The sequence below is a fragment of the Acinetobacter sp. 1125_18A genome (assembly GCF_052824985.1).
Window position 1 is genome coordinate 22,452 of sequence record NZ_VTDG01000002.1, and the last position, 25,672, is coordinate 48,123.

Below are 25,672 nucleotides of genomic sequence, written 5' to 3' on the forward strand. Positions count from 1 at the left end.
TTTTTAAATAAATTCTTTATCCACTATCCCTTTCAATTGAATTTGTCATTTTTTGCTAGCTAGATTTTTCCCTCTTATTCTTGAATTTTAATCATGTAAACCTCATATTGAATTTCATGATTTATTTTAATACATCATATTATTTATTATTTATAAGAGGGTTCTCTCCATGATGCGGATTGGTTTGTTTTTGCTAACCAACCTCGCGGTACTGGTTGTAGCTGGCATTATCCTATCATTATTAGGTGTTGGTAGTTACTACGGCGCTGGCGGTCTTAAATTAGGCAACCTGATGGTCATCTGTTTAGTGTTTGGTATGGTAGGTTCTTTAATCTCCCTATTTATGTCCAAATGGATGGCGCTAAAAACCACAGGTACTGAATTAATTGACCCGAATGCTCCTCGTAACCAAGCCGAAGTTTGGTTATTACAAGAGGTTGCTCAACTTTCCCAACGTGCTGGTATTCAAATGCCAGATGTTGGTATTTTCCCATCTTATCAGTCGAATGCGTTTGCCACAGGTTGGAATAAAAACGATGCACTTGTATCGGTTTCAACAGGTTTGCTTGAACGCATGAACAAAGATGAATTGCGTGCCGTGCTTGCGCATGAGATTGGTCACGTTGCTAATGGTGACATGGTCACATTATCCCTTATTCAAGGTGTAGTGAACGCCTTTGTAATGTTCTTTGCCCGTGTGGTTGGTGATTTTATTGACCGTAATGTCTTTGGCCGTCAAGATGGTGAAGCGCCTGGACTGGCTTATTTTGCGATTACCATCGTGCTTGATATCGTCTTCGGTATATTGGCTTCGGCAATCGTAATGTGGTTCTCTCGCTATCGTGAATACCGTGCAGATGAAGCTGGTGCTCAACTTGCAGGTAAAGAAGCCATGATTTCCGCTTTATTGCGTCTACAGGCTGAATCTGAAATGCCAGATCAAATGCCGAAAGAAATGAAAGCTTTTGCGATCGCAGAAGGTAAAGAGCAAGGTTTTAGTTTGGCTGCTTTATTCCAAACTCACCCAAGCATCGAGCAACGTGTTGCCGCTTTACGCCAACTCAATTTACCTTAATCTATACACGCTCGCTCAATCGTAGTGATCTCATAGAAAAACAAAGCCTCCAATATGGAGGCTTTGTTTATGGGTAGATCATATTTTAGTTTTTGCTTTATCCAATATTTACCGCGCAATTTCTATCTTTCTTACTTTCTTACTTTCTTTCAATACCAATACCAATACCAATACCAATACCAATACCAATACCAATACCAATACCAATACCAATACCAATTTGGGGGATTAATCTAACTGAATACAACGAATTAAACTTCCATTCGGATCAATCACACAAAACATATCAATTTCTTCGAGATACTGAATTTCAGTTATTCGTGCTTCTGGGAATTGTGCCCAATCTAAACCTTGCCAAAAATGAAACAGATCTTTCAAGACATGTGTTCTTAAGCAAGCACTAAACCATGATTCTTTTGGATTTAAATTGGGGTGATGGAAAAACTCAACCAACAAACTGTCTTTACTTAAGATCATCCATTCTGTGGACTGATAATCACACTGAAAACCTAAGAATGCATAAAATTTACGAGTATGATCAAAATCAATAGCAGGAAGGTTTGCCGAAATATAATCTTGCATGATCACCTCTGTATTTTAATATCTACATTTTCAAATCAATTCAATGTTGGAATTTAAGCACGATAGCTTTGATACCAATCCCACAACATATTTACGCCAAACCACATCGCAAGTCCAATCAGGATTAAAACAATCAAGCCTAAAATATCGGGAATATGAATCCAAATCCAAGCAATGACAGGGTTACGCCAAAATGCGGAATACTGTTGCTTTTGTTCTAGCTTCTCATGTAAAAATGGGTGAACCACATGATCATCGCTATAAATCTGATATTCTTCTTGAATATGGTCATGTACAACGTCTAAAGCTCTACGACTGGGCCGAATAAAAATATCGAATAAGGTTCCAGCGATCGGTATACATCCCACAACCCCATCCATCACAGCCAGTTTTAATACTCCATTGAGTTTAGCTTGAGGCACGCCAATCTGTTTGGCTTTATAAACTGCATAGCAAGTCAGCACAAAACCCGCGACATCACCAGCAATCGGTATGGTACTGAGTGCAGCATCAGCCCCAACCCCTTGCTTGGTAAATGGAATACGCACCACCGAATCCATCATATTGGCAAATTTAGCCAAATCTCGTTCAAGTTTAATGACTTCTTGAGTAGATAATTTTTTTTCTGTACCCATAAAGATTTCAATTTTTTTGACATGGTTAAGTTAAATTGATCATACCCAATAAATTCAGTATGTTGTGTATAAGTTTAATATTTACAGCAGCAAAATTTTATCTACGCAATAAAAAAAGCTGAGCCCTCTTTTAAAGTACTCAGCCTTTTCGGATATACAACGGGATTAATCTAAGAACTTAACCACGGTCCCCGGTTGAACCTTGCGACCTAAATCATTGGCATCCCAATTGGTCAAACGAATACAACCATGAGAAGCGGTCTTTGAAATTAATGAAGGATTCGGCGTACCATGAATACCAAATGTCGGTTTACTTAAAGCAATCCACATATTACCAACAGGACCATTTGGGCCAGGCGGTAATGCCAGCTTTTGACGGTTGCTCCCTTGAACAAAGTTTTTCGGGTTATAACCATAGACAGGGTTTGGTGCAACTTTAATGACCTTATGCGTCCCTTTCGGGGATGGTGTACCAGAACCCCCAATTGTGGCAGGAAAAGATGCAATCATTTGATTTGTACTATTATATAAATAAAGTTGTCGAGCAGGCTTATGCGCAATAATTAAGGCCACACCTTCAGGCAAATCATTACGTACGATCGGTACATTGATAGTTTCGCCTACTTTTTTAAAGTTAGCTTTTGGATTGAGTTGTTTAAGAAAGTCTTCATCAATATGAAACTTTTCACCTAACATTTCACTCACACGGGTGTAATACAAACCCGGCATTTTTGCTTGTTGGGCATAATTTCGCGGAATTGCTTTGGCATAAGGTCCTTTAATATCCGCGGCAGTAATTTGATAAGTTCCAAACGCTGCAGTTTTTTGATTTTTTAACAAACTGTCCCAAGTCTGTTTATCCAGTTCACCACTAATTGGTAAACTTTTAATCTGTTGATACGCGGCAAGTGCTTTTAAAAAGTTCTTGCCACTTTTACCGTCGATTGGCCCAGGCGAAGCATGTAAATTATTGAGCATCACTTGTGCACGGGCATAAACGGGGAATTGTCCTCTGCCAATATTTTCTGACCAATTGGCTGTATTGATACTATTGACTGACCAATCTTGTTTTAAGTCCGCTTTTATCGCTTCTTGACTTTTATCAGCTTTAACATTTTGTTTGGCAAAAATTTGACTTTGAATATTTAAACCCACAAGACACATGATGCAAATCAGGTTTGGCAGAAACTTGCCCATATAAAGCTCTCTATTAACTCAATATTATAATTGATATACTTATCTAATAAACTATTGTATTACAGATACATAGTATACTGATCTCGAACAATAAAAGCGACGTCACACACACCTTGAGCCGATCATTTATATTCTCAAGGCTTTAAACACAATTGTATAAGGTCAATAGCGTGTTTATTCATAAAATGAATAATTATGTATGTTCGAAGTTTATCTTTGTATGACTTTATTATCATTTTTTAAGAAAAATATGCAATAGTACATTTTGACTATTTAATCATTTAAAAACGGTAATTTTAAAATAAATTCAAATTAAGCAATTGAAAATCATTGCCATGTTATACAGTTGTAGATTTTCTACTCAGCATTAACACCCAATCATGACACATACATGACCAATCCGAACAAAATATAAGCTTTAGATTTGTTTTTAATCATTTAATTTGAATTATTGATTAGAAATAGCTGTTATCATTTTAAAGTGTTATAGATTATCATCTCATTTATTTTGTTAGTAAGAATTGCCTTGAATACGATCACTTTGCTTCAGCCAGATGACTGGCATGCCCATCTGCGTGATGGTCTTGCCTTAAAACGTACAGTTCCAGATCTAGCCAAACAATTTGCCCGTGCGATTTGTATGCCGAACCTCGTTCCACCTGTGAAAACTGTAGATGAAGCGAATGCTTATCGTGACCGTATTATGGCACATGTTCCTGAAGGGGTTGATTTTGACCCACGGATGGTACTGTATTTTACCGACCATACTTCTCCAGATGAAGTTCGCAAAATCAAAGAGTCTCAATTCGTCAATGCAATTAAACTCTATCCTGCTGGTGCAACAACCAACTCGGATAATGGTGTCAGTGACATTCGTAAAGTCTATGCAGTAATTGAACAACTTGAAGAACATCAAGTACCATTATTGTTACATGGTGAAGTTACCCATCAGCATGTGGATATTTTTGACCGTGAAAAACGCTTTTTAGACGAAGTACTTTCACCGTTACTTAAACAATTTCCGAAATTAAAATTGGTGTTAGAACATATTACCACCAGTGAAGCTGCGCATTTTGTGCTTGAACAAGATCGTAATGTTGCTGCGACGATCACACCACAACATTTACTGTTTAACCGTAATGATATGTTGGTCGGTGGCATAAAACCGCACTTTTATTGTTTACCGATTTTAAAGCGTCAAACCCATCAACAAACTTTACTTGAAGTTGCCACTAGCGGCAGTCCTAAATTTTTCTTAGGTACTGACAGTGCGCCACATTCTAAAAATGCCAAAGAAAATGCATGTGGTTGTGCAGGTTGCTACAGCGCACCTACAGCAATTGAGCTTTATGCTCAGGCTTTTGATCAAGTCAACAAAATCGAACGCCTAGAAGGTTTTGCCAGTATGTTTGGTGCAGACTTCTATGGTTTGCCTCGCAACACAAATAAGATTACCCTTGTCAAAGAAGATCAGGTAATCCCTGAAAGTTTAGATTATTTGGATGGTGAACACATTATTCCACTTTATGCTGGAAAAACCATCCAATGGAGAAAGGTGTGACAACTGAAACATTACCTGTGATTGGACAACGCTTTCGTGGTTTTTTACCCGTTGTAGTTGACGTTGAAACAGCAGGTTTTAATGCAGATACCGATGCATTGCTTGAAATCGCATGCATCCCGATTGTGTATGATGCTGAAGGAAAATTTGTTCCAGGTGAAGCACATCATGCGCACATCAATCCTTTTGAAGGTGCAAATTTAGATCGTCGCTCTTTGGACTTTATTGGTGTAGATCCATTTAATCCAATGCGTATGGCAATGGCTGAAGACGAGAAAACAGCATTAAAGCGTATTTTTAAGGCGGTTAATGAAGTACGTCGTCAGCAACATTGTACCCATGCGGTCTTGGTCGGACACAATGCCCACTTTGATTTAGGTTTCCTAAGAGCTGCAATTGCGCGAACTGGCAGTAAAAATCAAAACCCTTTTCATAGTTTTTCTGTATTTGATACTGTGACTTTAAGTGCGGTCATGTTTGGTCAAACTGTTTTGGCTAAATCATGTATTCAAGCTGGAATTGAGTTCGATGGTAAAGAGGCTCACTCTGCCTTGTACGATACTCAAAAGACGGCTGAACTGTTTTGCTATATTTTGAACAAACTCGCACCTCACTTACTTGACAATTTGGTGGCGGATCAATAAGATATCGCCATCTTCTAAACGACCCTATCGTCTAGAGGCCTAGGACATCGCCCTTTCACGGCGGTAACCGGGGTTCGAATCCCCGTAGGGTCGCCATCTAATTATTTTTATAATTTCTTTCTCTCTTTTTTGATTTTCTTGACTCCGTTATTTTATTTCATCCCTCGTTCTTTAGACTTTAGAAGTTGATGGCTTATTTTATTTTGTCAATTTTGGCATTTTAATCTAAAATATCTCTTTAAAGTTCAATGACATCAAATATGCAATCACCTGATCAATCGAATCAGCACACTGTCGCTGATGGGCAAGCTATTGTCTTAAAAAGATCCATGACCAAACGCCATCTGATTATGTTGTCATTAGGCGGTGCGATTGGTACAGGCTTATTTTTAAGTTCAGGTGAAGTGATTGCACAAGCTGGGCCAATTGGTGCAGTGATTGCCTATATTATCGGTGGTTTAATTGCCTATATGGTGATGCTGTGCTTAGGCGAACTTGCGGTCAATCAACCTGTGACCGGATCTTTTGGTGCTTTTGCAGCTAAAAATATTGGACCAGGCACAGGTTACATGGTGTCATGGATGTACTGGCTTGGCTGGTCTGCCACCTTGGGGACTGAATTTACTGCGGCAGCCATGCTGATGCAGGAATGGTTTCCAACAACCTCCATCTGGTTATGGACCTTGGTCTTTATTATTGCCGTCTTGATTTCCAATCTAACCTCAACACGCTTTTTTGCAGAGTCCGAGTTTTGGTTGTCTTTTGTTAAAGTTGCAACGGTACTGGTATTTATCTTACTCGGCCTAACCGCAATATTTGGATTAATTCCCTTCCATGGTCATGAAACTGTACCTTTATTCAGTAATTTAACCGCACATGGCTGGTTACCCAATGGTTTATTTCCTATTTTTGCCACCATGCTGATTGTAAATTTTGCCTTTAATGGTACTGAGATGATTGGGATTGCTGCTGGTGAAACTGAAAATCCTGAAAAAAATGTCCCAAAAGCGATTCATGCTGCGGTTTGGCGGTTAATGATTTTCTTTGTTGGTACCATTATTGTCATCAGTTCATTATTGCCCTATCAAGATGCTGGCCTAGCCGCGCATGGTGAAGGGATCAGTAATAGTCCCTTTGTTTCTGTATTTAACTTGATTGGAATTCCTTACGCAGAAGACATCATGCGTTTTGTGATCATTACAGCGCTTTTGTCCACTGCTAATTCAGGACTATATGCGGCATCTCGTATGATGTGGGCGCTTTCAATTCAAAAACAATTACCTCGAGTTTTTTCCAAACTGACCAAATCAGGCACCCCTGTTGTTGCAATTTTTGTGACCATGATTGGGGGTTTACCCGGTTTACTGTCGGAGCAATTTGGCGCAGATGTGATCTTTAAAAACTTACTCGGTGTGGCAGCATTTACCATGGTTATCGTGTGGATGAGTATTTGCTGGAGTCAGTTTAATTTCCGTCGTAAATGGTTAGCCAGCGGTAAAACACTGGCTGATTTAAAATTTAAAACGCCGTGGTATCCCGTTGTACCAATTCTTGGCTTTATCACTTGTACCGCAACTGGTTTAAGTATGGCAGCAGATCCGGAAATGCTTTCTGGCTTTATTGGTTGTTTAGTGTTTATGGCAGCATGTTATGCAACTTATTACTGGCTTTATCATCAGAAAAATTAAGTCGCATTGTAAATCACTGATCAGCCCGTATTCATACGGGCTTTTCTATTTTAGGCTTTTAATCCGTAGCATAATTTTTCAGTGATCCATATATGAATCAAGCCGTTTTTATTTGATTTGGATTCTTCTAAAAAGCAAAAAATAGCTTTCTGGCTAAATTAAAAACAAATACATGATGATTCGCTTATAGATTCATCAGTTAAACGCTTTTTCGATAAATCCATTTTGACAAAAATGTCTTTTATCCTTAATATACGCATCACCTCATTACGACCCTATCGTCTAGAGGCCTAGGACATCGCCCTTTCACGGCGGTAACCGGGGTTCGAATCCCCGTAGGGTCGCCATATTTGAGAAGGTTGTTAAAATAAAACTTTCTTGTAAAAAAGCCTGAGCAATACGACTCAGGCTTTTTTATATCTATCGTATTTAAAGCAGTTAAAAACCACCATCCCATCATATTTAAAAGATTGTTTTTTCATCAATAATCTGGATTTTTAATTTAAAATAATCAGTGCAGAGTTAAATATAAATAATTGATTTAAATATTTATTTATAAAAACCATAAAATCGCGGTGATTTATAGTATTGCTTATTGAGCATTAGCAACACTCAATCATTGCACTATTTATGAATTGGGCTAAAATAGCGCGCTTCTCGTTTTATTTCCATCTGAAGCTTATGCAGTCATCACCAAATCAAAATGATGCTCAGGTATCATCTAATTCTTCACCACTCAAACGAGCAATGAGTACTCGTCACTTGGTGATGATTTCGCTTGGTGGTGCAATCGGTACAGGGCTTTTTTTAGGTTCTGGTGAGGTGATCTCACAAACCGGTCCGATTGGTGCCATTATCTCTTACATCCTCGGCGGTGTAATTGCCTATATGGTGATGTTGTGCTTAGGTGAACTTGCTGTTCATATGCCTGAGTCTGGTTCATTTGGTACTTATGCGCAACGATACATTGGTCCAGGTACCGGATACACCGTTACTTGGCTGTATTGGCTAACATGGTCAGCAACACTAGGCACTGAATTTACTGCTGCGGCTTTGTTGATGCAAGAATGGTTTCCGCATATCTCAATGTGGTTATGGACGCTGATTTTTGCAGCAATCGTGTTTGGCTTAAATATGAGTTCAACCAAATGGTTTGCCGAATCTGAGTTCTGGCTCTCTTTGGTCAAAGTCATCACGGTAATTGCCTTTATTCTTTTTGGCCTTTTGGCAATTTTTGGTATTTTAAATTATCAGGGACATACTTCAGCACCGTTATTTAGTAATTTGACCGATGAAGGCTGGTTCCCACAAGGCCTTTTCCCAATCTTCACCACCATGTTAATCGTGAACTTTGCTTTCTCTGGCACTGAGTTGATTGGCGTTGCTGCGGGTGAAACTGAAGATCCCGCGAAAAATGTGCCTAAAGCCATCAATACTGCTATTTGGCGTTTATTGATTTTCTTTGTCGGTACTATCATCGTAATTAGTGCACTGCTGCCTCACCAAATGGCAGGATTACATGCTGAAGGGGTCAGTAGCAGCCCATTTGTTACCGTATTTGATCATATTGGTATTCCATACGCAGAAGACATTATCCGTTTTGTGATCATCACTGCGTTGTTGTCTGCGGCCAACTCAGGGCTATTTGCGGCATCACGTATGATGTGGTCGCTCTCAGCCAAGAAACAGCTTCCAGCACTGTTTTCTAGAGTCAATGCACGCGGTATTCCATATATTGCGGTGATTGTCACCATGTTCGGTGCGTTACCTGGTCTGCTTTCAGAACAATTTGCACCTGAGACTATTTTTAAAAACTTGTTGGGTGTGGCTGCGTTTACCATGGTTGTGGTGTGGATGAGTATTTGTCTGAGCCAATTTAATTTTAGACGTCAATGGTACAAACAAGGTCATACCAAAGCTGAATTAGGCTTTGCTGCACCATTGTTTCCAATTGTGCCGATCTTAGGTTTTATCTTCTGTTTAATTACCTGTATCAGTATGGTATTTGACCCTGAGATGGTAGTTGGCTTTATTTGTTGTTTAATCTTTATTGCGATTTGCTATATCAGCTACGCATTCTTATATAAAGATCAATCACAATCCTAAACAAAATCTTACTGATCATGCCTAAGCAAAAAGTGTAGCCATTGGCTACACTTTTTGTACATTCATAGATAGTCAAAATCAGTTTAAGCTCGTAATTTAATAGTTAAACATAACAATCTATAAAAACCCCAATGAAGATTATTTTTATTCATGGTATGAACCAGCAGAATTATAATGCTGAGAGTTTAAAGCAACATTGGATTGATATTCTTCAACAGGGAATCGATGAACTTAAACTGCCTATTTCAACAGCACAATTAGATATTCGCTTGGCTTTTTATGGCGATTTAATCAGTAAACACCAATTAAGCAATCGCTTTGACTTAGAAAGCTTTCTGCCTAAATCATGGGTAAACTTTCACTTTCATAAACATACAACAACGTCACCCACGACAACTTTAAATGTCCCTCCCGCAATTCCAATATTGCCCTACTTCATGCCTGAGCATGACTTAAAACTGTCCAAACGCTTGTATTTGGCTTCGCAATTGTTAAAAGATAAAGCGCTCAAAGAGTTCTCTTTAATTTTAAATAATTTTCCAAAACTTCATGAAAGTCTGATTCATAAATTCCTGATCGAAACTTATTTATACCTCGCCAATCCTCAGTTTATGGATGAAGTCCATCAACGAATACTCGCTAGCTTAGAACCCGATCAACCGCATATTATCGTTGCGCATTCATTAGGAACCGTGATTGCCTATAATCTTTTACAACAGCTGCAAACAAACTACCAGATACAACGCTTTATTACCTTAGGCTCACCACTCGCCTTTAAAGTGATTCAGTCTAAACTGGCACCACCAATCAAAAGACCAAATTGTCTAAATGGTGATTGGCATAATTTCTATTCACCAGATGATTTTTTAACTGCTTTTCCTTTGATCAACGCGCCCTTTGACTTTCAACCCGCGATTTTAAATACCGCGATTTCAACGTTTATTCATACTCCTCATCAAATCGCAGGCTACTTACAACATCCTGCGGTGATTAAAAATATTTTAGATCCCATTCTGTACCCCAAGCCGTAATAATGGTCTTAATTTTAACCACTTTGCTCATATTGCTTTGTTTTTATCCATATAAACGCAATTTCAGTTTTTATTGTGGAAAAAAGTTTGACACCTGCCACTATTCGCCCTAATATACGCCCACCTCTGAAACGACCCTATCGTCTAGAGGCCTAGGACATCGCCCTTTCACGGCGGTAACCGGGGTTCGAATCCCCGTAGGGTCGCCATTAATTTAATGGTTTAGTTTCAAGTGTCTGCCTCAATTTATTGACCCTATCGTCTAGAGGCCTAGGACATCGCCCTTTCACGGCGGTAACCGGGGTTCGAATCCCCGTAGGGTCGCCACATTCAAGAATGTATGTATATACCGCTTCTTATAAAAAGCCTGAGCATCATGACTCAGGTTTTTTTATGCCTGCTATATTTCCAATCAATTCAAGCCAGCAACCGAGTCAACCATTTTCAGTTTCTTTGAATTAAAAATTGCACTTGGCGCAATCACAGTTTCTTGCAATGGAATATGCTGTCCATAGCGTTGTTGCATAAGTGCTTTAACACTTCGATCTGTGAGATCAAAACTTTGTAATTTTTCCAAGGGCGCCAATTCTATTCCTAAAGCGTATTGATAAACTTTCCATACAATTTCAGAGCAATAAATTGCGTCATCATTCCATTCAAAATAAACATCATAGGGTTTATTTAAATAAGTCTCGGCCTGTTTGACTAACTTGTGCTGTTGCTCTGCAGTTAATTGAGGTTGATAACGCTTCACGACATAGGCTTTATTTACACCACGATTGATCCATTGTTGAAGCGGTGTATATTTCACAGGCTGAATCCCCTCCAAAACCAAAGCTTGACCTTGTTTCATCACAATCATTCCCATGTGGCTATATGGCGAATGGGTGGCTTTTTGAATCACAAGACTTTGTGCAGATTTAGAGCTATGAAAAATAATATCCCCTGTCTGATACTGTGCGGCATATATCGAGTTAACGTAAAACAACACTGTCAGCAACAAGAGTTTGAACGGTTTTCTTAACATCATTTAAATCTTAATTTTGATCTTCTTTATCTTGGATTTAATCTAACAGAGTAGTAAAGCATTGCCTAAACTTTGCAATAAAAAAGGAGCAAAATAAACTTTCATTTTGCTCCTTTAGCTTTTAATTCAAATCAAAAACATCAGCTGTTTGTGATTTTGCTTTTGACTTATATACCTCATCAAGACAAGAGCAAAACCCAATCATTCATCATTTAAAGCACATTCAAAACTACTTGGGGTTTGACCACATCGAACCTTTTTCAAAATTTTCATCATTGTTGGGTCATAGAAGCCTTCTTTGGTCATCTGAATACGTGCTTCACGCATAATCTTAATATAGCCCGGTTTATCCGCTTCACGAATATCAAACCAATATTTATCTGGAACTTCTCGCTCCAGTTTATCGACAAACTGAAATGCTGGGCTGAGTTGTTTAGAAATCATTTCCCGTGCGATTGGTCCCATACCTGCAGGGAACTTATTCCGATGCATGATTAATGTGCCTGTGACCTGTATCAAAGGAAAGCGAATAATACCACCGACCACATTGCCATTTTTATCAGTCATACCCTTTTTCAATTCTAAAGGCTTAAATAACAAAGCAGGCCCCGCCATAATATCGACTTCTTTGTTATTAAACTTTCCACCCACAGTTAATAGATCAACTGAAACAGGTTGTGCACCAACATTTTGCACCAACTTCTTTTGAGTACCGTCAAAGTTCATGACCGCCACTTTTTTCCCTGCTGCTTTTGATAAGGTATCAATACTGCGATCATTAACCATGATATACGCAGCACCTAAAGGAACAATCCCCACCACTTCATAATCACGATTGACCATTTTTGCATCGTACTCAGGTCGTGCAAGTAACTGGATCACGGTGGTTAATTGCTTATAGTTTTGTACTGCCCCAATAGCATCAATACTGCCGACAAACGGATTAAACTGACGTGCACGAATGTTACTGATTCCAGCACCATCACAGCGTTTACTGCGGAAATCCTCAGTCAATACACGTTCATCGGTATAAACTCTTAAATTAATATCCGTAGAAGCGGTTTTCTTTAATTTTGGATAATTTAAATCAATATGCATCGACAATTTGGTTGGACGGGTAATTTTCATATCCACCCCAAATTCCTTAGCAATCTGTGTAATTCGTGGCAGTTCACTGATATAACTGGTCGCTTGTTCAAAAGCTTCACTATTGGCGCCATCAGGAGAATACACACACAGCGTGACTGTTTTGGGAATCTGTTGCCAAACTTTTGGATCATTCATTAAGGTTTTAATTTTATTCTTTGAATGTGCAGATAACTCAAGATCCAGTTTTGGCGCTGCTGGAGCGGCATAGCTCATCAGCGGTAAACTGCTTGCCAATGCAAGCATTGAGATAACAAACCGTCGTGACAAGGTATGAGATTGTTGTTTTAGCTGACTTTGCATGGTGTTTTCCTGTTTATTTTCGTGCTTATCCATAATTATCACTCACGTGAATTTCTTCTCAGCCTAATTGAAGTGCTTTCATTTGCAATTGACTGAGCAAAATCCTACATTTGTCAGAATAGATACTCCGGACTTAAAATGTAGAACATCAATATTTAATCTTGTTTTATCAAACGATTAGCATAATAGCTTAAAACTGCCCATTTATCGCAAACTCTAGTGAATAAAAGATAATCAAAATAACATCTTGATCATTTCGTTATAAATGCTGTTTATCAATTCATTGTATACTGGCAACAGTTTAGTTTTAGCATTCAAAACATGGATCAAAATTCACAACTGCGTAGATCTTTAAGACAACAACGACAAAAGCTGACCCGCAATCAACAAATGGTCATTGAATTGCAATGCTTTAAACAGATGCTACGCCATCGCCATTTTTTCAATGCGCAGAAAATCGGATTATATTTAGATGCTTTTGGTGAAATTCAAACCAAATTGCTTATCGAATATTGCTGTGCGATTGGAAAAACCGTGTATTTGCCCATGATCTGTAATATGAACAAAAAACTGGTTTGGGTCAAAATATCAAATCGGCAGTTTCGCAATCGACGCTTTTCTTTACATCGTCTTGGGATGTTAGAGCCCATGGCAAGTCGTGCTAAACATATTTCAATACTCGATCTGGTGGTTATGCCTTTATTGGCTTGTGATTTAAAAGGTAGCCGTATGGGCATGGGAGGCGGTTTCTATGATCGAACGCTTGCATCAGCCGCACACCGCCCACATCGACTCGGTTTAGCGCATAATTTTCAGTTACTCACCCACGAGCTAAAAAGAAATCCATGGGATCAGCCCTTAGATAGCTTAATTACCCCAGCAAAAACCTATTATTTTCGCCGTTAAATTGACCAATAAATGCAAATAGGTTTAATTGTTAATCAGATACTTGCGATTTTTTAAACTTTTTATTTGGCAAAGCCCTTGTAATTTTTGAAATACACATCACTATAAAAAACATGGCAACACCGTTGTCACTCATTAGGAGTGCCCATGTCTGAGATTATTATGAATCAAGAAAACTTAGAGCCACAGGTTCCAAGTGTATTACCGCTTTTAGCGTTGCGTGACGTGGTTGTGTACCCACATATGCAAATTGCGCTATTTGTGGGTCGTGAAAAATCGATCAATGCAGTTGATGTGGCTCGTAACAGTGACAATTTAGTATTTGTAGTTGCGCAAAAAGATTCGCTTACAGAAGAAATTGATCACGACAACTTATATCAATATGGTACCGTCGCGAAGATTGTACAAGTTGTGAATCATGAAAATGATGAAAACTGTATCAAGGTACTGATTGAAGGCTTACATCGTTCTAAGTTGGTTGAAATCATCGACAATGATGAATACTTATCGGCTGAACATGCATTAAGCCCAATGACGATATCTGTAGATAAAGATACTCAAGCAACACGTGTAGAAGAATTACGTGCACTGTTTTCACAGTATGCAGAAGCCAAATTACGTAATGCACGTGAATTGATTGCAGCAGCAAATAAAATCGACGATTTATTACAATTGTTGTTCTTTGTTGCAACCCGTGTACCTTTAAATATCGATGTAAAACAAAAATTCCTAGAGCACGATGAGTTTGAAGCACACTTACAAGAGCTAATGACTTATTTATTGCAACAATCTGAAGAACAACAGATTGAGCAAACATTGCATGACTCTGTAAAACGCCAAATGGAAAAGAACCAACGCGAATACTTCCTCAATGAAAAGATGAAAGTCATTCAGCGTGAACTTTCCGATATGAATGGTGGTGCGGAAGATGATGTTGCTGAAATTGAAAAACGTTTAGCGGAAGCTGATTTACCTGAACATGTGCGTAAAAAAGCTGAAAACGAATTCCGTAAACTTAAAGCAATGCAACCTGCGTCAAGTGAAGCTGCTGTGGTACGCAACTATATCGAGGCTATTTTAGATACGCCTTGGAATAAAGCCAGCAAAGTCAGCATTAACTTAGCCAAAGCTCAGGAAATTTTAGATACAGACCACTATGGTTTGGATGAAGTTAAAGAACGTATTGTTGAATACCTTGCGGTGCAATCACGCGTGAAAAAACTTCGAGGTCCAATCCTTTGTTTAGTAGGTCCTCCTGGTGTTGGTAAAACCTCACTCGGGGAATCAATTGCCAAAGCAACTGGTCGTGAATTCGTTCGTATGGCACTCGGTGGTGTCCGTGACGAAGCAGAAATTCGTGGTCATCGTCGTACCTATATTGGTGCGATGCCGGGTAAAATTGTGCAGTCATTGACCAAAGTTGGCGTTAAGAACCCTCTGTTCTTGCTCGACGAAGTTGACAAAATGGCACAGGATTATCGTGGTGATCCAGCTTCTGCCCTCCTTGAAGTACTTGATCCATCACAGAACAACAAGTTTAACGATCACTACTTAGATCTTGATCTTGACTTGTCTGAAGTAATGTTTATCTGTACTGCAAACAGCATGAATATTCCTGAGGCTTTATTAGACCGTATGGAAGTAATTCGTTTGCCGGGTTATACCGAAGACGAAAAAGTCAATATTGCTGATCGTTACCTTGTTCCAAAAGCAATCAAGAACAATGGTTTACGTGGCAAAGAATTGACTGTTCATGAAGAAGCGATTCGTGACATCGTACGTCGTTATACCCGTGAAGCTGGTGTACGTAGCCTTGAACGTGAAGTATCGAAGATTGCACGTAAAGTGGTGAAAGAATCAGTCAGTAAGAAAGCGAAAAACTTACATATTGATGTCACTGCTGAAAACTTACCTGAATATTTAGGTGTGCATAAATTTGATTACGGTATGGCGGAAGAAGAAGCTCAAGTGGGTCGTGTAAATGGCTTGGCATGGACTTCTGTCGGTGGTGAGTTATTGACCATCGAAGTTGCAGCAGTAAAAGGTAAAGGTAAATTTATTACCACGGGTTCACTCGGCGATGTAATGAAAGAGTCGATTACTGCGGCAATGACTGTGGTTCGTACACGTGCTGATGAATTGGGTATTGAAGCTTCTCGTTTTGAAGAAACTGACGTACACGTTCACTTACCTGAAGGTGCGACACCGAAAGATGGACCATCTGCAGGTTTAGCATTAACCACTGCTCTGGTTTCGGCATTCACTGGGATTGCAATTCGTCCTGATATTGCAATGACAGGTGAAACCAGCTTAGGTGGCCGAGCAATGCGTATTGGTGGCTTAAAAGAGAAACTTTTAGCAGCACATCGTGGTGGCGTTAAACTGGTGTTTATCCCACAAGAAAACGTTCGTGACTTAGCTGAAATTCCTCAGAACGTGAAAGATGGTTTGGAAATTAAAGCTGTGAAAAGTATCGATGAGATTCTTCCACTTGCTTTGGTTGAGCAACCTACGCCATTGGTCAAAGCACCAATCGTTAAAGCTGTTGATGAAGGCAAAAAAGCTGCACGTCATTGATCCAATGACCGAAAAAGAGAACGCTTCGGCGTTCTTTTTTTGTGTTTATAATCTATTGTTTCTTTATTTTCTTAGAATATTGATTAAAAAATAAACTTATTTACAAAATACAGCTACGCTTGAGTTAAGTTTGTCATAAGCTAATCACAATAAAGTCTAAAAATAGAGTTTAAAGGCTCAACTGCCCTTAAGCTTATAAATACAGCCATGTATGGTTATAAAACCGATAACAGCAAAATAAAAGGACACGTTTATGTCAAATCCAGTGTGTTGGTTCGAAATCTATGTCAATGATATGGCACGGTCAAAATTATTTTATCAAACGGTGATTGGTTCTGAGCTGAGTTTACTTAGTGATCCAAACGATTCATCGGTGGAAATGTGGACATTTCCATCGGATATGAGCCAATACGGCGCAACAGGCTCATTGGTTAAAATGGAAGGCATTTCTGCTGGTGGAAACAGTACAATTGTCTATTTCAGTAGTGAAGATTGTGCCATTGAAGAAGCCCGAGTAGCAGCCGCTGGTGGTCAAGTTCATCAAACAAAAATGTCGATTGGGCCTCATGGGCATATTGTTTTAGCCATTGATACTGAAGGCAATATGTTTGGTATTCATTCAATGAATTAATGGTGAGTGAACATAACGACTGTTGCTAATTTAAAATTGGCAACTAGACTGGTTGAAAAATACACAAGTATCCTCATATATAAATTATACAAGTATGCGCGCTGTAAGTGTGGTTACTTAACGTTGATTTGGTCTCCAGACAGATCTACGTTAAAACACAGTCCTACCCATTTTGGACTGTGTTTTTTTATGGGTAAATTCGAGACTGATACAAAAGCTTATCTTAGAGAAAGTATTTATTGGCTTAAAGCGCATAGAGTTATGAACGGTTCTGCTGCCATTGTGCATATTTTTGACTAATCACGACTGCCATCAAATCATAATTGTCCCATGTATCATCCACAGCATAAGTATCTGTCAAACCTCTAGCATCAACTAAGGTTTCATCATAATCTTTAAAATATTGATGGCTCTCATAATAGGCTTGGGTAAACTCAAAGCCTTGTTCATTTAAATCTTCTTCCCAAAATTTTTCATCACACATATTGATCAAAAACTGTCGTCCAGTCATTTGACGTGTGCGTACTTGTTCTAATTCATCGGCACTTTCTTCTTGGTGAAACTCACCTTCCAATTGGTTATTGATAATCCAGGCCAAATAAATTCCAATATGTGTTCCACCATTTTCATATGGAAAGCCTGCTTGCTCTGCGGATTCGCCATGCCAATCAATACGATCTATTGCCATTGTTTATTTTTCCTTGTGATTATTTATTTAGATCTCTAAACAGTATAAACATTTATCTGGTCTTTTTTAATCCAAAAACTAAGCAGTTAGAGATAAAAAAGCCCTGAAATTAATTCAGGGCTTTGCTCTAAGCTGTAAAAAGAAAAGCAGATCAACCTTGGAAATAACGTAAATCTAAACGACCTTCATAAACGGTTGCCGTCGGCCCTGTCATCCAAACCACATCGCCTTCTTTCCATTCGATTTGTAATTTACCACCAGCCAACTCAATTTCGACATTATTGGCAAGTAAGCCACGACGCATTCCAGAGACTGCGGCTGCACAAGCGCCTGTACCACATGCCATCGTTTCGCCCACACCACGTTCAAACACACGTAAGCGCGCATGCTTTTCATCAACAATTTGCATAAAGCCTGCATTTACTCGTTGCGGAAAACGTGCATGTGCTTCCACTTGAGGACCAATTTTGGCAACATCTGCAGTTAAAACATCGGGAACGATTGTCACTGCATGTGGATTGCCCATATTGACCACATCAATAGTCAGCAATTCATTATCTTGCAATGCGATGTCATACAATGCATCTGGCTCTTCTGCAAGAAATGGAATCTCATTGGGTAAAAATTTTGGATAGCCCATGTTGACGCGCACCCAACCATTTTCACCCAACTCAGGTTCGACAATACCAGCGCTGGTTTGAACTTTAAAACGCTTTTTATTGGTCAACTGACGTTCATAAACAAACCGTGCAAAACAACGCACCCCATTGCCGCATTGCTCTACTTCTGAACCATCAGCATTGAAAATACGATATTTGAAATCAACATTGGGAAAATCTGGTGGTTCAACAATTAACAGTTGATCAAAACCAATCCCGAAATGGCGATCAGCCAAACGGCGAATGGTCATTGCATCAAAAAATGCACGCTGGCTGATTAAATCAACCACCATAAAGTCATTGCCCAGACCATGCATTTTGGTAAATTCTAATAACATTTAAAATGGCTCCTTAAGGCAATAAGCTTTCATTTTCCCAAAGTGATTCAATCGTTTCTCGCTTACGAATCACATACGATTGGTCAGCATCGACCATGACTTCAGCAGCACGACCACGGCTGTTATAATTTGAACTCATGACAAAACCATACGCACCTGCACCTAAAACAGCAAGATTGTCATTTTCCTGAATGGCAAGTTCACGTTCTTTCCCAAGGAAATCGCCCGTTTCACAAATGGCGCCCACGATATCCCAAGTCTTTGCTTCAACATCTATACGCGATACCACAGCTTGAATGTCCATCCACGCTTGGTAAAGCGATGGACGAATCAAGTCATTCATTGCAGCATCAATAATTGCGAAATTACGATGATTGGTTGGTTTTAACAAATCAACTTTCGTCACCAATACCCCAGCATTTGCTGAAATACTCCGCCCCGGTTCCATATAGACTTTTAAGCCTAATTTCTCTAAAGCTGGACGCATTGCATTGGCATATTCAGCAACACTTGGCGGTGTTTCATCTTTATAGGTCACCCCTAAACCACCACCAATATCGATGTGTTTAAGCTGGATGCCCAATTCTTTCAATTTTGCAATCATCATAATGACGCGGTCAAGCGCATCTACGAAAGGTTGTGTTTCAGTTAATTGCGAACCAATGTGACAATCGATCCCAATCACATCAAGGTTGGGTAAAGACGCTGCATATTGATAGGTTTCAAAAACTGAATCTGATGGAATACCAAATTTATTTTCTTTTAAACCTGTCGAAATATAAGGATGTGTTTTTGCATCTACATCTGGGTTTACCCGTAACGAAATCGGAGCTTTTTTGCCTAAACCTGCCGCAACTTTTTGGATACGATCAAGTTCAGCATGGGATTCCACATTAAAGCACGCAATCCCTACTTCTAGGGCTTTTTGAATATCTGCTTCTTGTTTGCCTAAACCTGAGAATACGATTTTTGTAGCATCTCCACCTGCGGCAAGGACTCGCGCAAGCTCACCACCTGTGACAATATCAAAGCCTGAGCCTAATTTTGCCAATACATTCAATACCGCAAGATTTGAGTTTGACTTCACCGCAAAACAAATTTGATGATCGATAAAGCTAAATGCCTGATCCATATCCAAATAATGCTTTTCAAAAGTTGCCTTTGAATAAACATAAAGCGGTGTGCCATATTGCTGCGCGAGTTGATCTAAAGAACATTGCTCTGCATGCAATACCCCATGAATGCGGGAGAAACTCATGAATCTATCCTTTCAATGAAAGTGTAATTAGGTTTAGTTTGAAGTGGCTTGAGACGCTGGCACAGATTGATCTGCAATGGCTGTCTGATCTTGCACTTTTGCCTTGCTTTGGGCAGCTTTATTGGCATCTTTTGAATAAAGCAAATATTTGGCACGTTTGTCATAGTCTTGACTGTTTGCCAACTGCAAATTGCCTGATTGACCACAACCCACCAACACCGCACTTGCTAAAACTAAACCGATGCCACAAATTGCAAAACGCATTTGTTCACCTATTTCCAAAATTTTCGTCAGTATACCTTATACCTTGAATCTAAAATATAGACCAAAGCGGAAGCCTTAAAGCTTAAAATGAGAATAAAAAAAACGCCAGTAAATTACTGACGTTTTCTTATCAATATCATTGAAATCGTTAATGACTATTTTTTCTTATAAAAACAGAAATAACCAATCGCAAGAATAATGAGCCAGATCGGACTGACCATCAATGATTTCATTGTATCTGGTTCTAATGCAAGAATACCAATCGTACCGACAAAGAAAATGATCACGATATAACAAGTAATCGGTCCGCCTGGTAATTTAAACACTGATTTTGCATGAAGTTCTGGGCGTGTTTTGTAGTACACCAAGTAACTCCACAAAATAATGATCCATACCAAGATAAACAAGATCGTTGACAGTGTGGTTGCTAAAGTAAATGCTTCGACAGTATTAGGAACGAAGTATTGTAATGCCGCACCACCCAATAGACATACACCAGAGAAATATAAAGCATTCGCTGGAACTGCGCGTTTATTTAACAGACCAAATGCTTTAGGACCTTGATCTTCACGAGAAAGACCAAATAGCATACGACTTGTTGAGAATACACCACTGTTCATTGAAGACATTACAGAAGAAAGGACCACCAAGTTCATAATGATTGCAGCCGCAGCAATTCCCGCTTGACTAAACAAGTTCACAAATGGGCTAACTTTAGGATCAATCATATTCCATGGTGTAACTGACATAACAATCACCAATGCCAATACATAGAAGAAAATAATACGGATTGGAATTGAGTTAACTGCTTTAGGTAAGTTCTTCTCTGGATCTTTGGTTTCTGCTGCTGTGGTACCAACAAGTTCAACACCGACAAAAGCAAAGATGGCAATTTGGAAGCCTGCTAAGAAGCCTTCAAAGCCTTTCGGGAACATTCCCCCATGATCCCAAAGATGAGTAAATGACGCCACTTGACCTGTTGCTGCAGAAGTAAAGCCGGTAAAAATCATCCAGAAACCCACCAAAATTAACACCACAATGGCAATAATTTTGATCAACGCAAACCAGAATTCCAATTCACCAAACAGTTTTACTGTGACTAGGTTCAATCCTAAAATAAAGAAGATTGCAGCAACACTAATCATTGCCCCTTCAGTTGGGGTAAAGGGCACCCCATTATTGAAGAACTGTAAGTAATAGATAATTGCAGATAGATCTGCAATACCAATCGTGATCCAGCACAGCCAATAGGTCCATCCGACAAAATAGCCTGCCCATGGTCCGATCAAATCTGTAGAAAAATCAATAAATGACTTGTATTGCAAGTTCGAAAGTAACAGTTCACCAAGCGCACGCATGACGAAAAAAACCATCAAACCAATGATCATGTAAATAAATAATATGGATGGTCCCGCAAGACTGATCGTCTTCCCTGAACCCATAAATAAGCCTGTACCAATCGCACCACCAATTGCAATTAATTGTAGATGACGATTTGATAAACTTCTTGCTAGTTCACCTGTTTCCGCAGAAGAACTGAGGTTTTCATTTGACATTGTTATATTCTTCTCTCAGATTTCGTTGTACAAAAGTAGCTTAAAACAAAAAAAATAAAAAAGCCTTTTTCAATGAATACTTAAAATATCTAAGTTTTTTCATCTTTTAGCTTATTTAATAGTCAAACGACTATCCCTTACCTTTCTTATTTTTACCGTTCCTTCGATTTGCAGTTTACGTGCCAAAATAGTTTTTGGCGAGATGTTAAGCAAAAAATTGTATTTCAATGGCGCTATTGGTACATTCAGCACATCATTCAAAAGGTGAACGCACTCAAAATGGGCAAAGTCAAAACTGTTTATCGTTGTGAACAATGTGGTACAGACCATCCAAAATGGGCAGGTCAATGTTCAGACTGTGGTGAATGGAATTCTCTGACTGAAGTGCGCATTGAACCTGTCGTATCACATCGTGCCAAACCTATGGGCGGTGGGTATGCTGGACAAGCAGCCAATGTCACCTTACTTAACCAGATTACCGTGTCCAATGAAACACGTTTAGCTACAGGTATAGGTGAGTTTGACCGAGTACTTGGTGGTGGTTTAGTCACAGGTTCTGTCGTCCTGATCGGGGGTGACCCTGGTATTGGTAAATCAACGATTCTGTTGCAAACCGCAACGCACATGGCTGCTGCGAAGAATTCAGCGCTCTATGTCACAGGGGAAGAATCACTTTCACAAGTGGCTTTACGTGCCAATCGTCTTGACTTAGCTACTGATAAATTACAAGTCATGGCAGAGACGTGTGTAGAACGAATTTGTGACACCCTCGCACAATTGCGCCCTGCTGTTGCCATCCTTGACTCAATCCAAACCTTATATACCGAAACCTTACAATCTGCTCCCGGCGGTGTTTCGCAAATTCGTGAGTCAGCTGCACTATTGACTCGATTTGCAAAAAACAGTGGTACAGCGTTATTTCTTGTTGGTCACGTCACCAAAGAAGGTGCCTTGGCAGGTCCACGTGTGCTTGAACATATGGTCGATTGTGTACTGTATTTTGAAGGGCAATCTGACTCCCGCTATCGTATGATTCGTGCTGTTAAAAACCGTTTTGGTGCGGTCAATGAACTTGGTGTATTTGGCATGACAGATAAGGGCTTAAAAGAAGTCGCCAATCCGTCTGCCATCTTTTTAAGTCGTTATGATGAAGCGATTCCCGGTTCAGTGGTGATGATCAGTCGTGAAGGGACACGGCCATTATTGGTTGAAGTTCAAGCACTGGTTGATGACGCGCATGGACAACCGCGTCGGGTCGCACTGGGCTTAGAACAAAACCGCTTAAATATGTTGCTTGCGGTTATGCATCGCCATGGTGGTGTACAAACCTCTGGACAAGACGTTTATGTCAATGTCGTGGGTGGCTTGAAAATTACCGAAACAGGCTCTGATCTTGCGGTACTTTTGGCCTGTGCTTCAAGTTTACGCTCTAAAGCTTTACCACAACAATTGGCTGTATTTGGTGAAGTGGGATTATCGGGTGAAATACGCCCTGTTCCCAATGGACAAGAACGCTTAAAAGAAGCCATAAAACATGGTTTTAAATACATCATCGTACCTAGAGGCAATGCACCACAAAAGCCTATTGCAGGTGTACAAATCATTGCAGTGGCTCGACTGCATGAAGCATTAACAGAAGCCATGCAATTGAGTGATGAAGTCTAAGCATCCCATTTATAAAATAGGACCAAGCCTTACAAGGAAGTAAGCTTGCTTTGATAATTAGCTTAAATAAAAATTTGCTTCTTATCCCTCATTAAATGAACCATCATAGATCCAATAAAAATTAAATCTCTGACTAAAGTTGAAACAACAGTTTTGCTTTAATCATTTTTATAACGGATTGATCGATCGATATTTATTCAAATAATTTAAAGGTAAAGGCTGGATACTACACGCTATAAATTATCCATTAAATCATGAGAATTTTTATCATAAATTGCTGCACTAAATTTGTATATCACAGCACAATTCCACCGATATGATAAAAGCCTTTTTAAATTGATAGTTTTAATTATTTCAATAGATTAGAAAATCCGTATTGGGCTTTAAAAGCCCAGCAATATATTCGTTATGTTTATGTGAATATATGTGCAAATAAATCTTAAAAACATTGAAATTCTCTTAAAAAGACTGCATAAAGAGAACTATGAAAAGCAATTACAGTAATGTGCTTACACTCATATTCATCAACATATTTTTAATATAGGTAGATTCAATGGAAGTTCGACAGCGCGGCTTGGTCGCAGGTATTTTAATGGCAACTTTGGCTGTAGCACCTTTAGCTGAAGCAAAACGTGCAGGTGGTGGTAAAAGCCATGGCATGAGCCGTTCTTCGAGTTCAAGTCAGTCTTATTCTCAACCTCGACAAGTTACGCCTGCTCAACAACCAACGCCTGCTCAACCTGGTCAACAAAAATCAGGTTCTGGTGTAGGTAAAATGGTTGCTGCTGGTGTTGCAGGTGCAGCAGTAGGTGCGATTGCGGCAAATGCAATGGCTGATGATCATAATGGTAATGCCCAAGCACAGACCAATGATGCTGAATTAGCGAAACAACAAGCAGCTGCTCAACAAGAAGAGAAAAAAGGTGGAATTCCAAGCTGGATCTGGTTAATCCTGATCGCAGGTGCTGCATTCTTCTTGTTCCGTAAATTCGGTGCAAAAAAAAAATTAGCCAGCAATAATCCGTATGCACCAAATAGCACAGGTCCAACATCTGCGCCATTTGGTCAAAACAATACGGCACGTAGTTCAAACGACACGACCAATATTTTTGGTCAGTCTGTCAATGGTGGTACTGCAACACAAGCACCGTTTGGCGCAGCCTCTATGCAAAGCGGCAATCAACTTCCGGATGGAACTGAACCTGCTGCTTTCTTACGTGTTGCTCGTCAACGCTTTAACCATATTCAGTCAATGAACTCAGTGAGCAATATTGCTGAAATTCAACGCTATTTAACAGCTGATCTTTATCAGTCAATGTACAGCGATATCATGGCAAACCAAGATCAAGATGTGGCTGAGTTTTCAAACTTAAATGCGTTGGTATTGGATAGCGCGACAGAAAATGGACAATACGTGGTGAGTGTTCGTTTTACTGGAACTGTCAGCGAAGACTTAAATAGTCAACCTGTACCGTTCTCAGAAGTATGGCACTTTGTTAAACCAGCAGGGTCTACGCAAGATTGGTTAGTTGCTGGGATTCAACAAGAAAGTTAATTGAATACCATTTTATTGCAATAAAAACAGTGCTTCGGCACTGTTTTTTTGTTTTAAAAAATATAGTATTTTCTATCGAATAGATTGAATCAAGACGGAAATAGTTTTGTTGAGATGCAACCATTCGTTTAAAATCACTTTGTCTTTATAATCAAAGCTAATTAAAAAAATGGGATAAAACAGATGAATAAAATAATCTATAGTCTAATTCTCAGTTGTAGCGCACTTTCAAGCTTTAGCTTTGCCTGTGATCCGGCTTCTTTAGACTGGGAGAAGTTTCATAAGACCTATGATTTAAATAAGAATGATACCTTTGAACTCAATGAGTTCTTAAAAGTCAAAGACTTTGATCCACTACCGTGGCCAGATGACAGACAGTTTCAAGGCAAAGATAAAAACATTAAATTATTTAAATTCTTAGATAAAAATAAAGATGCAAAGCTCTCAGATGAAGAAGTTGGTGCAATCCATAGCCTATTACCTAATCCCTGTGCCAATTGGCCTCACTAAATAGTCTTATGAGCTAAGAAAAATCTGCATCTCAGAAATAAAAAAGCCCTGATTCATCAGGGCTAAAATT

The 25,672-nt window shown here is 39.2% G+C and carries 22 protein-coding genes and 4 tRNA genes; 16 read left to right on the forward strand and 10 right to left on the reverse strand.

Annotated elements, in window-relative coordinates; all coding sequences use genetic code 11:
* The first annotated feature begins 169 nt into the window (after positions 1-169).
* A complete protein-coding gene (gene htpX / locus FY049_RS03000) occupies positions 170-1,075 on the forward strand; it encodes a protease HtpX (protein ID WP_004819720.1) in 906 nt (301 codons plus the stop codon).
* A 228-nt stretch (positions 1,076-1,303) separates the two neighbouring features.
* Here htpX and FY049_RS03005 read toward each other — a convergent pair whose 3' ends face one another.
* From FY049_RS03005 to FY049_RS03015, 3 genes are all read right to left on the reverse strand, one after another.
* Positions 1,304-1,657 carry a hypothetical protein gene (locus FY049_RS03005; protein ID WP_004722385.1) on the reverse strand — a complete coding sequence of 118 codons (354 nt, stop codon included), beginning with the start codon at positions 1,655-1,657 and terminating at the stop codon, positions 1,304-1,306.
* 53 nt (positions 1,658-1,710) lie between these two features.
* Entirely contained in the window at positions 1,711-2,292 is a 582-nt protein-coding gene (locus FY049_RS03010; RefSeq protein WP_056514249.1) for a DUF4112 domain-containing protein, read from the reverse strand.
* 165 nt (positions 2,293-2,457) lie between these two features.
* Positions 2,458-3,489 carry a L,D-transpeptidase family protein gene (locus FY049_RS03015; RefSeq protein WP_004722390.1) on the reverse strand — a complete coding sequence of 344 codons (1,032 nt, stop codon included), beginning with the start codon at positions 3,487-3,489 and terminating at the stop codon, positions 2,458-2,460.
* 526 nt (positions 3,490-4,015) lie between these two features.
* On the opposite strand from FY049_RS03015, the gene pyrC reads away from it, so the two are divergent.
* From pyrC to FY049_RS03060, 9 genes are all read left to right on the forward strand, one after another.
* Positions 4,016-5,050 carry a dihydroorotase gene (gene pyrC / locus FY049_RS03020; RefSeq protein WP_056514255.1) on the forward strand — a complete coding sequence of 345 codons (1,035 nt, stop codon included), beginning with the start codon at positions 4,016-4,018 and terminating at the stop codon, positions 5,048-5,050.
* Positions 5,035-5,694, forward strand: a complete 660-nt coding sequence (rnt, locus tag FY049_RS03025; protein WP_004722393.1) for a ribonuclease T — start codon at positions 5,035-5,037, stop codon at positions 5,692-5,694. Before pyrC ends, rnt begins: the two co-directional genes overlap by 16 nt.
* Before the next feature lie 20 nt (positions 5,695-5,714).
* Positions 5,715-5,790: transfer RNA gene (locus FY049_RS03030), tRNA-Glu, on the forward strand.
* 164 nt (positions 5,791-5,954) lie between these two features.
* Positions 5,955-7,382, forward strand: coding sequence for an amino acid permease (locus FY049_RS03035; protein ID WP_327858272.1), 1,428 nt, complete (start codon positions 5,955-5,957; stop codon positions 7,380-7,382).
* Positions 7,383-7,653: 271 nt separating this feature from the next.
* Positions 7,654-7,729, forward strand: a tRNA-Glu gene (locus FY049_RS03040).
* A gap of 334 nt (positions 7,730-8,063) precedes the next feature.
* Positions 8,064-9,488: an amino acid permease gene (locus tag FY049_RS03045; protein ID WP_056514257.1), complete on the forward strand. Its 1,425-nt coding sequence runs from the start codon at positions 8,064-8,066 to the stop codon at positions 9,486-9,488.
* A 131-nt stretch (positions 9,489-9,619) separates the two neighbouring features.
* Positions 9,620-10,519 (forward strand): hypothetical protein, encoded by a 900-nt coding sequence (locus tag FY049_RS03050; RefSeq protein ID WP_446083178.1) that lies wholly within the window; start codon positions 9,620-9,622, stop codon positions 10,517-10,519.
* Between the two features lie 133 nt (positions 10,520-10,652).
* Positions 10,653-10,728 (forward strand) — tRNA-Glu (locus FY049_RS03055).
* Between the two features lie 42 nt (positions 10,729-10,770).
* A tRNA-Glu gene (locus tag FY049_RS03060) sits at positions 10,771-10,846 on the forward strand.
* 85 nt (positions 10,847-10,931) lie between these two features.
* Here FY049_RS03060 and FY049_RS03065 read toward each other — a convergent pair.
* Positions 10,932-11,549, reverse strand: a complete 618-nt coding sequence (locus tag FY049_RS03065; protein ID WP_446083179.1) for a YiiX family permuted papain-like enzyme — start codon at positions 11,547-11,549, stop codon at positions 10,932-10,934.
* Between the two features lie 198 nt (positions 11,550-11,747).
* Complete coding sequence (locus FY049_RS03070) at positions 11,748-12,938, reverse strand: putative solute-binding protein (RefSeq protein ID WP_446083319.1); 1,191 nt, start codon at positions 12,936-12,938, stop codon at positions 11,748-11,750.
* A gap of 378 nt (positions 12,939-13,316) precedes the next feature.
* On the opposite strand from FY049_RS03070, the gene FY049_RS03075 reads away from it, so the two are divergent.
* From FY049_RS03075 to FY049_RS03085, 3 genes are all read left to right on the forward strand, one after another.
* Complete coding sequence (locus FY049_RS03075; RefSeq protein WP_056514265.1) at positions 13,317-13,901, forward strand: 5-formyltetrahydrofolate cyclo-ligase; 585 nt, start codon at positions 13,317-13,319, stop codon at positions 13,899-13,901.
* 147 nt (positions 13,902-14,048) lie between these two features.
* On the forward strand, positions 14,049-16,478 hold the full coding sequence (gene lon / locus FY049_RS03080; RefSeq protein WP_004722406.1) for an endopeptidase La: 2,430 nt from the start codon (positions 14,049-14,051) through the stop codon (positions 16,476-16,478).
* A 253-nt stretch (positions 16,479-16,731) separates the two neighbouring features.
* Positions 16,732-17,109 (forward strand): VOC family protein, encoded by a 378-nt coding sequence (locus tag FY049_RS03085; protein ID WP_446083180.1) that lies wholly within the window; start codon positions 16,732-16,734, stop codon positions 17,107-17,109.
* A gap of 259 nt (positions 17,110-17,368) precedes the next feature.
* Here FY049_RS03085 and FY049_RS03090 read toward each other — a convergent pair whose 3' ends face one another.
* The 5 genes from FY049_RS03090 to FY049_RS03110 all read right to left on the reverse strand — a co-directional run bounded on the left by FY049_RS03090 (position 17,369) and on the right by FY049_RS03110 (position 21,872).
* Positions 17,369-17,797: a DUF7832 domain-containing protein gene (locus tag FY049_RS03090; RefSeq protein ID WP_151956181.1), complete on the reverse strand. Its 429-nt coding sequence runs from the start codon at positions 17,795-17,797 to the stop codon at positions 17,369-17,371.
* A 151-nt stretch (positions 17,798-17,948) separates the two neighbouring features.
* Positions 17,949-18,794 (reverse strand): diaminopimelate epimerase, encoded by an 846-nt coding sequence (gene dapF / locus FY049_RS03095; protein WP_004722412.1) that lies wholly within the window; start codon positions 18,792-18,794, stop codon positions 17,949-17,951.
* A 13-nt stretch (positions 18,795-18,807) separates the two neighbouring features.
* The gene (gene lysA / locus FY049_RS03100; RefSeq protein WP_224964953.1) at positions 18,808-20,052 is read right to left on the reverse strand and encodes a diaminopimelate decarboxylase; all 1,245 of its coding nucleotides are present in this window, start codon (positions 20,050-20,052) and stop codon (positions 18,808-18,810) included.
* Between the two features lie 33 nt (positions 20,053-20,085).
* Positions 20,086-20,316, reverse strand: a complete 231-nt coding sequence (locus FY049_RS03105; protein ID WP_004819690.1) for a hypothetical protein — start codon at positions 20,314-20,316, stop codon at positions 20,086-20,088.
* A 155-nt stretch (positions 20,317-20,471) separates the two neighbouring features.
* Complete coding sequence (locus tag FY049_RS03110; protein ID WP_004819689.1) at positions 20,472-21,872, reverse strand: amino acid permease; 1,401 nt, start codon at positions 21,870-21,872, stop codon at positions 20,472-20,474.
* A 279-nt stretch (positions 21,873-22,151) separates the two neighbouring features.
* Between FY049_RS03110 and radA the strand changes: the two genes are divergently transcribed.
* From radA to FY049_RS03125, 3 genes are all read left to right on the forward strand, one after another.
* Positions 22,152-23,537: a DNA repair protein RadA gene (gene radA / locus FY049_RS03115; RefSeq protein WP_004722416.1), complete on the forward strand. Its 1,386-nt coding sequence runs from the start codon at positions 22,152-22,154 to the stop codon at positions 23,535-23,537.
* Between the two features lie 553 nt (positions 23,538-24,090).
* Positions 24,091-25,092, forward strand: coding sequence for a Tim44 domain-containing protein (locus FY049_RS03120; RefSeq protein WP_004722417.1), 1,002 nt, complete (start codon positions 24,091-24,093; stop codon positions 25,090-25,092).
* 183 nt (positions 25,093-25,275) lie between these two features.
* Complete coding sequence (locus tag FY049_RS03125; protein WP_056514274.1) at positions 25,276-25,602, forward strand: hypothetical protein; 327 nt, start codon at positions 25,276-25,278, stop codon at positions 25,600-25,602.
* Positions 25,603-25,672: the final 70 nt, after the last annotated feature.

Bases quoted from the DNA above. Each gene is read 5' to 3' on its own strand.
- FY049_RS03090 (WP_151956181.1), bottom strand. From the start codon at position 17,797: ATGGCAATAGATCGTATTGATTGGCATGGCGAATCCGCAGAGCAAGCA.
- FY049_RS03010 (WP_056514249.1), bottom strand. From the start codon at position 2,292: ATGGGTACAGAAAAAAAATTATCTACTCAAGAAGTCATTAAACTTGAA.
- FY049_RS03120 (WP_004722417.1), top strand. From the start codon at position 24,091: ATGGAAGTTCGACAGCGCGGCTTGGTCGCAGGTATTTTAATGGCAACT.
- rnt (WP_004722393.1), top strand. From the start codon at position 5,035: ATGGAGAAAGGTGTGACAACTGAAACATTACCTGTGATTGGACAACGC.
- FY049_RS03075 (WP_056514265.1), top strand. From the start codon at position 13,317: ATGGATCAAAATTCACAACTGCGTAGATCTTTAAGACAACAACGACAA.
- FY049_RS03085 (WP_446083180.1), top strand. From the start codon at position 16,732: ATGTCAAATCCAGTGTGTTGGTTCGAAATCTATGTCAATGATATGGCA.
- FY049_RS03070 (WP_446083319.1), bottom strand. From the start codon at position 12,938: ATGCTTGCATTGGCAAGCAGTTTACCGCTGATGAGCTATGCCGCTCCA.
- FY049_RS03065 (WP_446083179.1), bottom strand. From the start codon at position 11,549: ATGATGTTAAGAAAACCGTTCAAACTCTTGTTGCTGACAGTGTTGTTT.
- FY049_RS03125 (WP_056514274.1), top strand. From the start codon at position 25,276: ATGAATAAAATAATCTATAGTCTAATTCTCAGTTGTAGCGCACTTTCA.
- FY049_RS03050 (WP_446083178.1), top strand. From the start codon at position 9,620: ATGAAGATTATTTTTATTCATGGTATGAACCAGCAGAATTATAATGCT.
- htpX (WP_004819720.1), top strand. From the start codon at position 170: ATGATGCGGATTGGTTTGTTTTTGCTAACCAACCTCGCGGTACTGGTT.
- FY049_RS03045 (WP_056514257.1), top strand. From the start codon at position 8,064: ATGCAGTCATCACCAAATCAAAATGATGCTCAGGTATCATCTAATTCT.
- FY049_RS03035 (WP_327858272.1), top strand. From the start codon at position 5,955: ATGCAATCACCTGATCAATCGAATCAGCACACTGTCGCTGATGGGCAA.
- lysA (WP_224964953.1), bottom strand. From the start codon at position 20,052: ATGAGTTTCTCCCGCATTCATGGGGTATTGCATGCAGAGCAATGTTCT.
- FY049_RS03105 (WP_004819690.1), bottom strand. From the start codon at position 20,316: ATGCGTTTTGCAATTTGTGGCATCGGTTTAGTTTTAGCAAGTGCGGTG.
- lon (WP_004722406.1), top strand. From the start codon at position 14,049: ATGTCTGAGATTATTATGAATCAAGAAAACTTAGAGCCACAGGTTCCA.
- FY049_RS03005 (WP_004722385.1), bottom strand. From the start codon at position 1,657: ATGCAAGATTATATTTCGGCAAACCTTCCTGCTATTGATTTTGATCAT.
- FY049_RS03110 (WP_004819689.1), bottom strand. From the start codon at position 21,872: ATGTCAAATGAAAACCTCAGTTCTTCTGCGGAAACAGGTGAACTAGCA.
- radA (WP_004722416.1), top strand. From the start codon at position 22,152: ATGGGCAAAGTCAAAACTGTTTATCGTTGTGAACAATGTGGTACAGAC.
- FY049_RS03015 (WP_004722390.1), bottom strand. From the start codon at position 3,489: ATGGGCAAGTTTCTGCCAAACCTGATTTGCATCATGTGTCTTGTGGGT.
- dapF (WP_004722412.1), bottom strand. From the start codon at position 18,794: ATGTTATTAGAATTTACCAAAATGCATGGTCTGGGCAATGACTTTATG.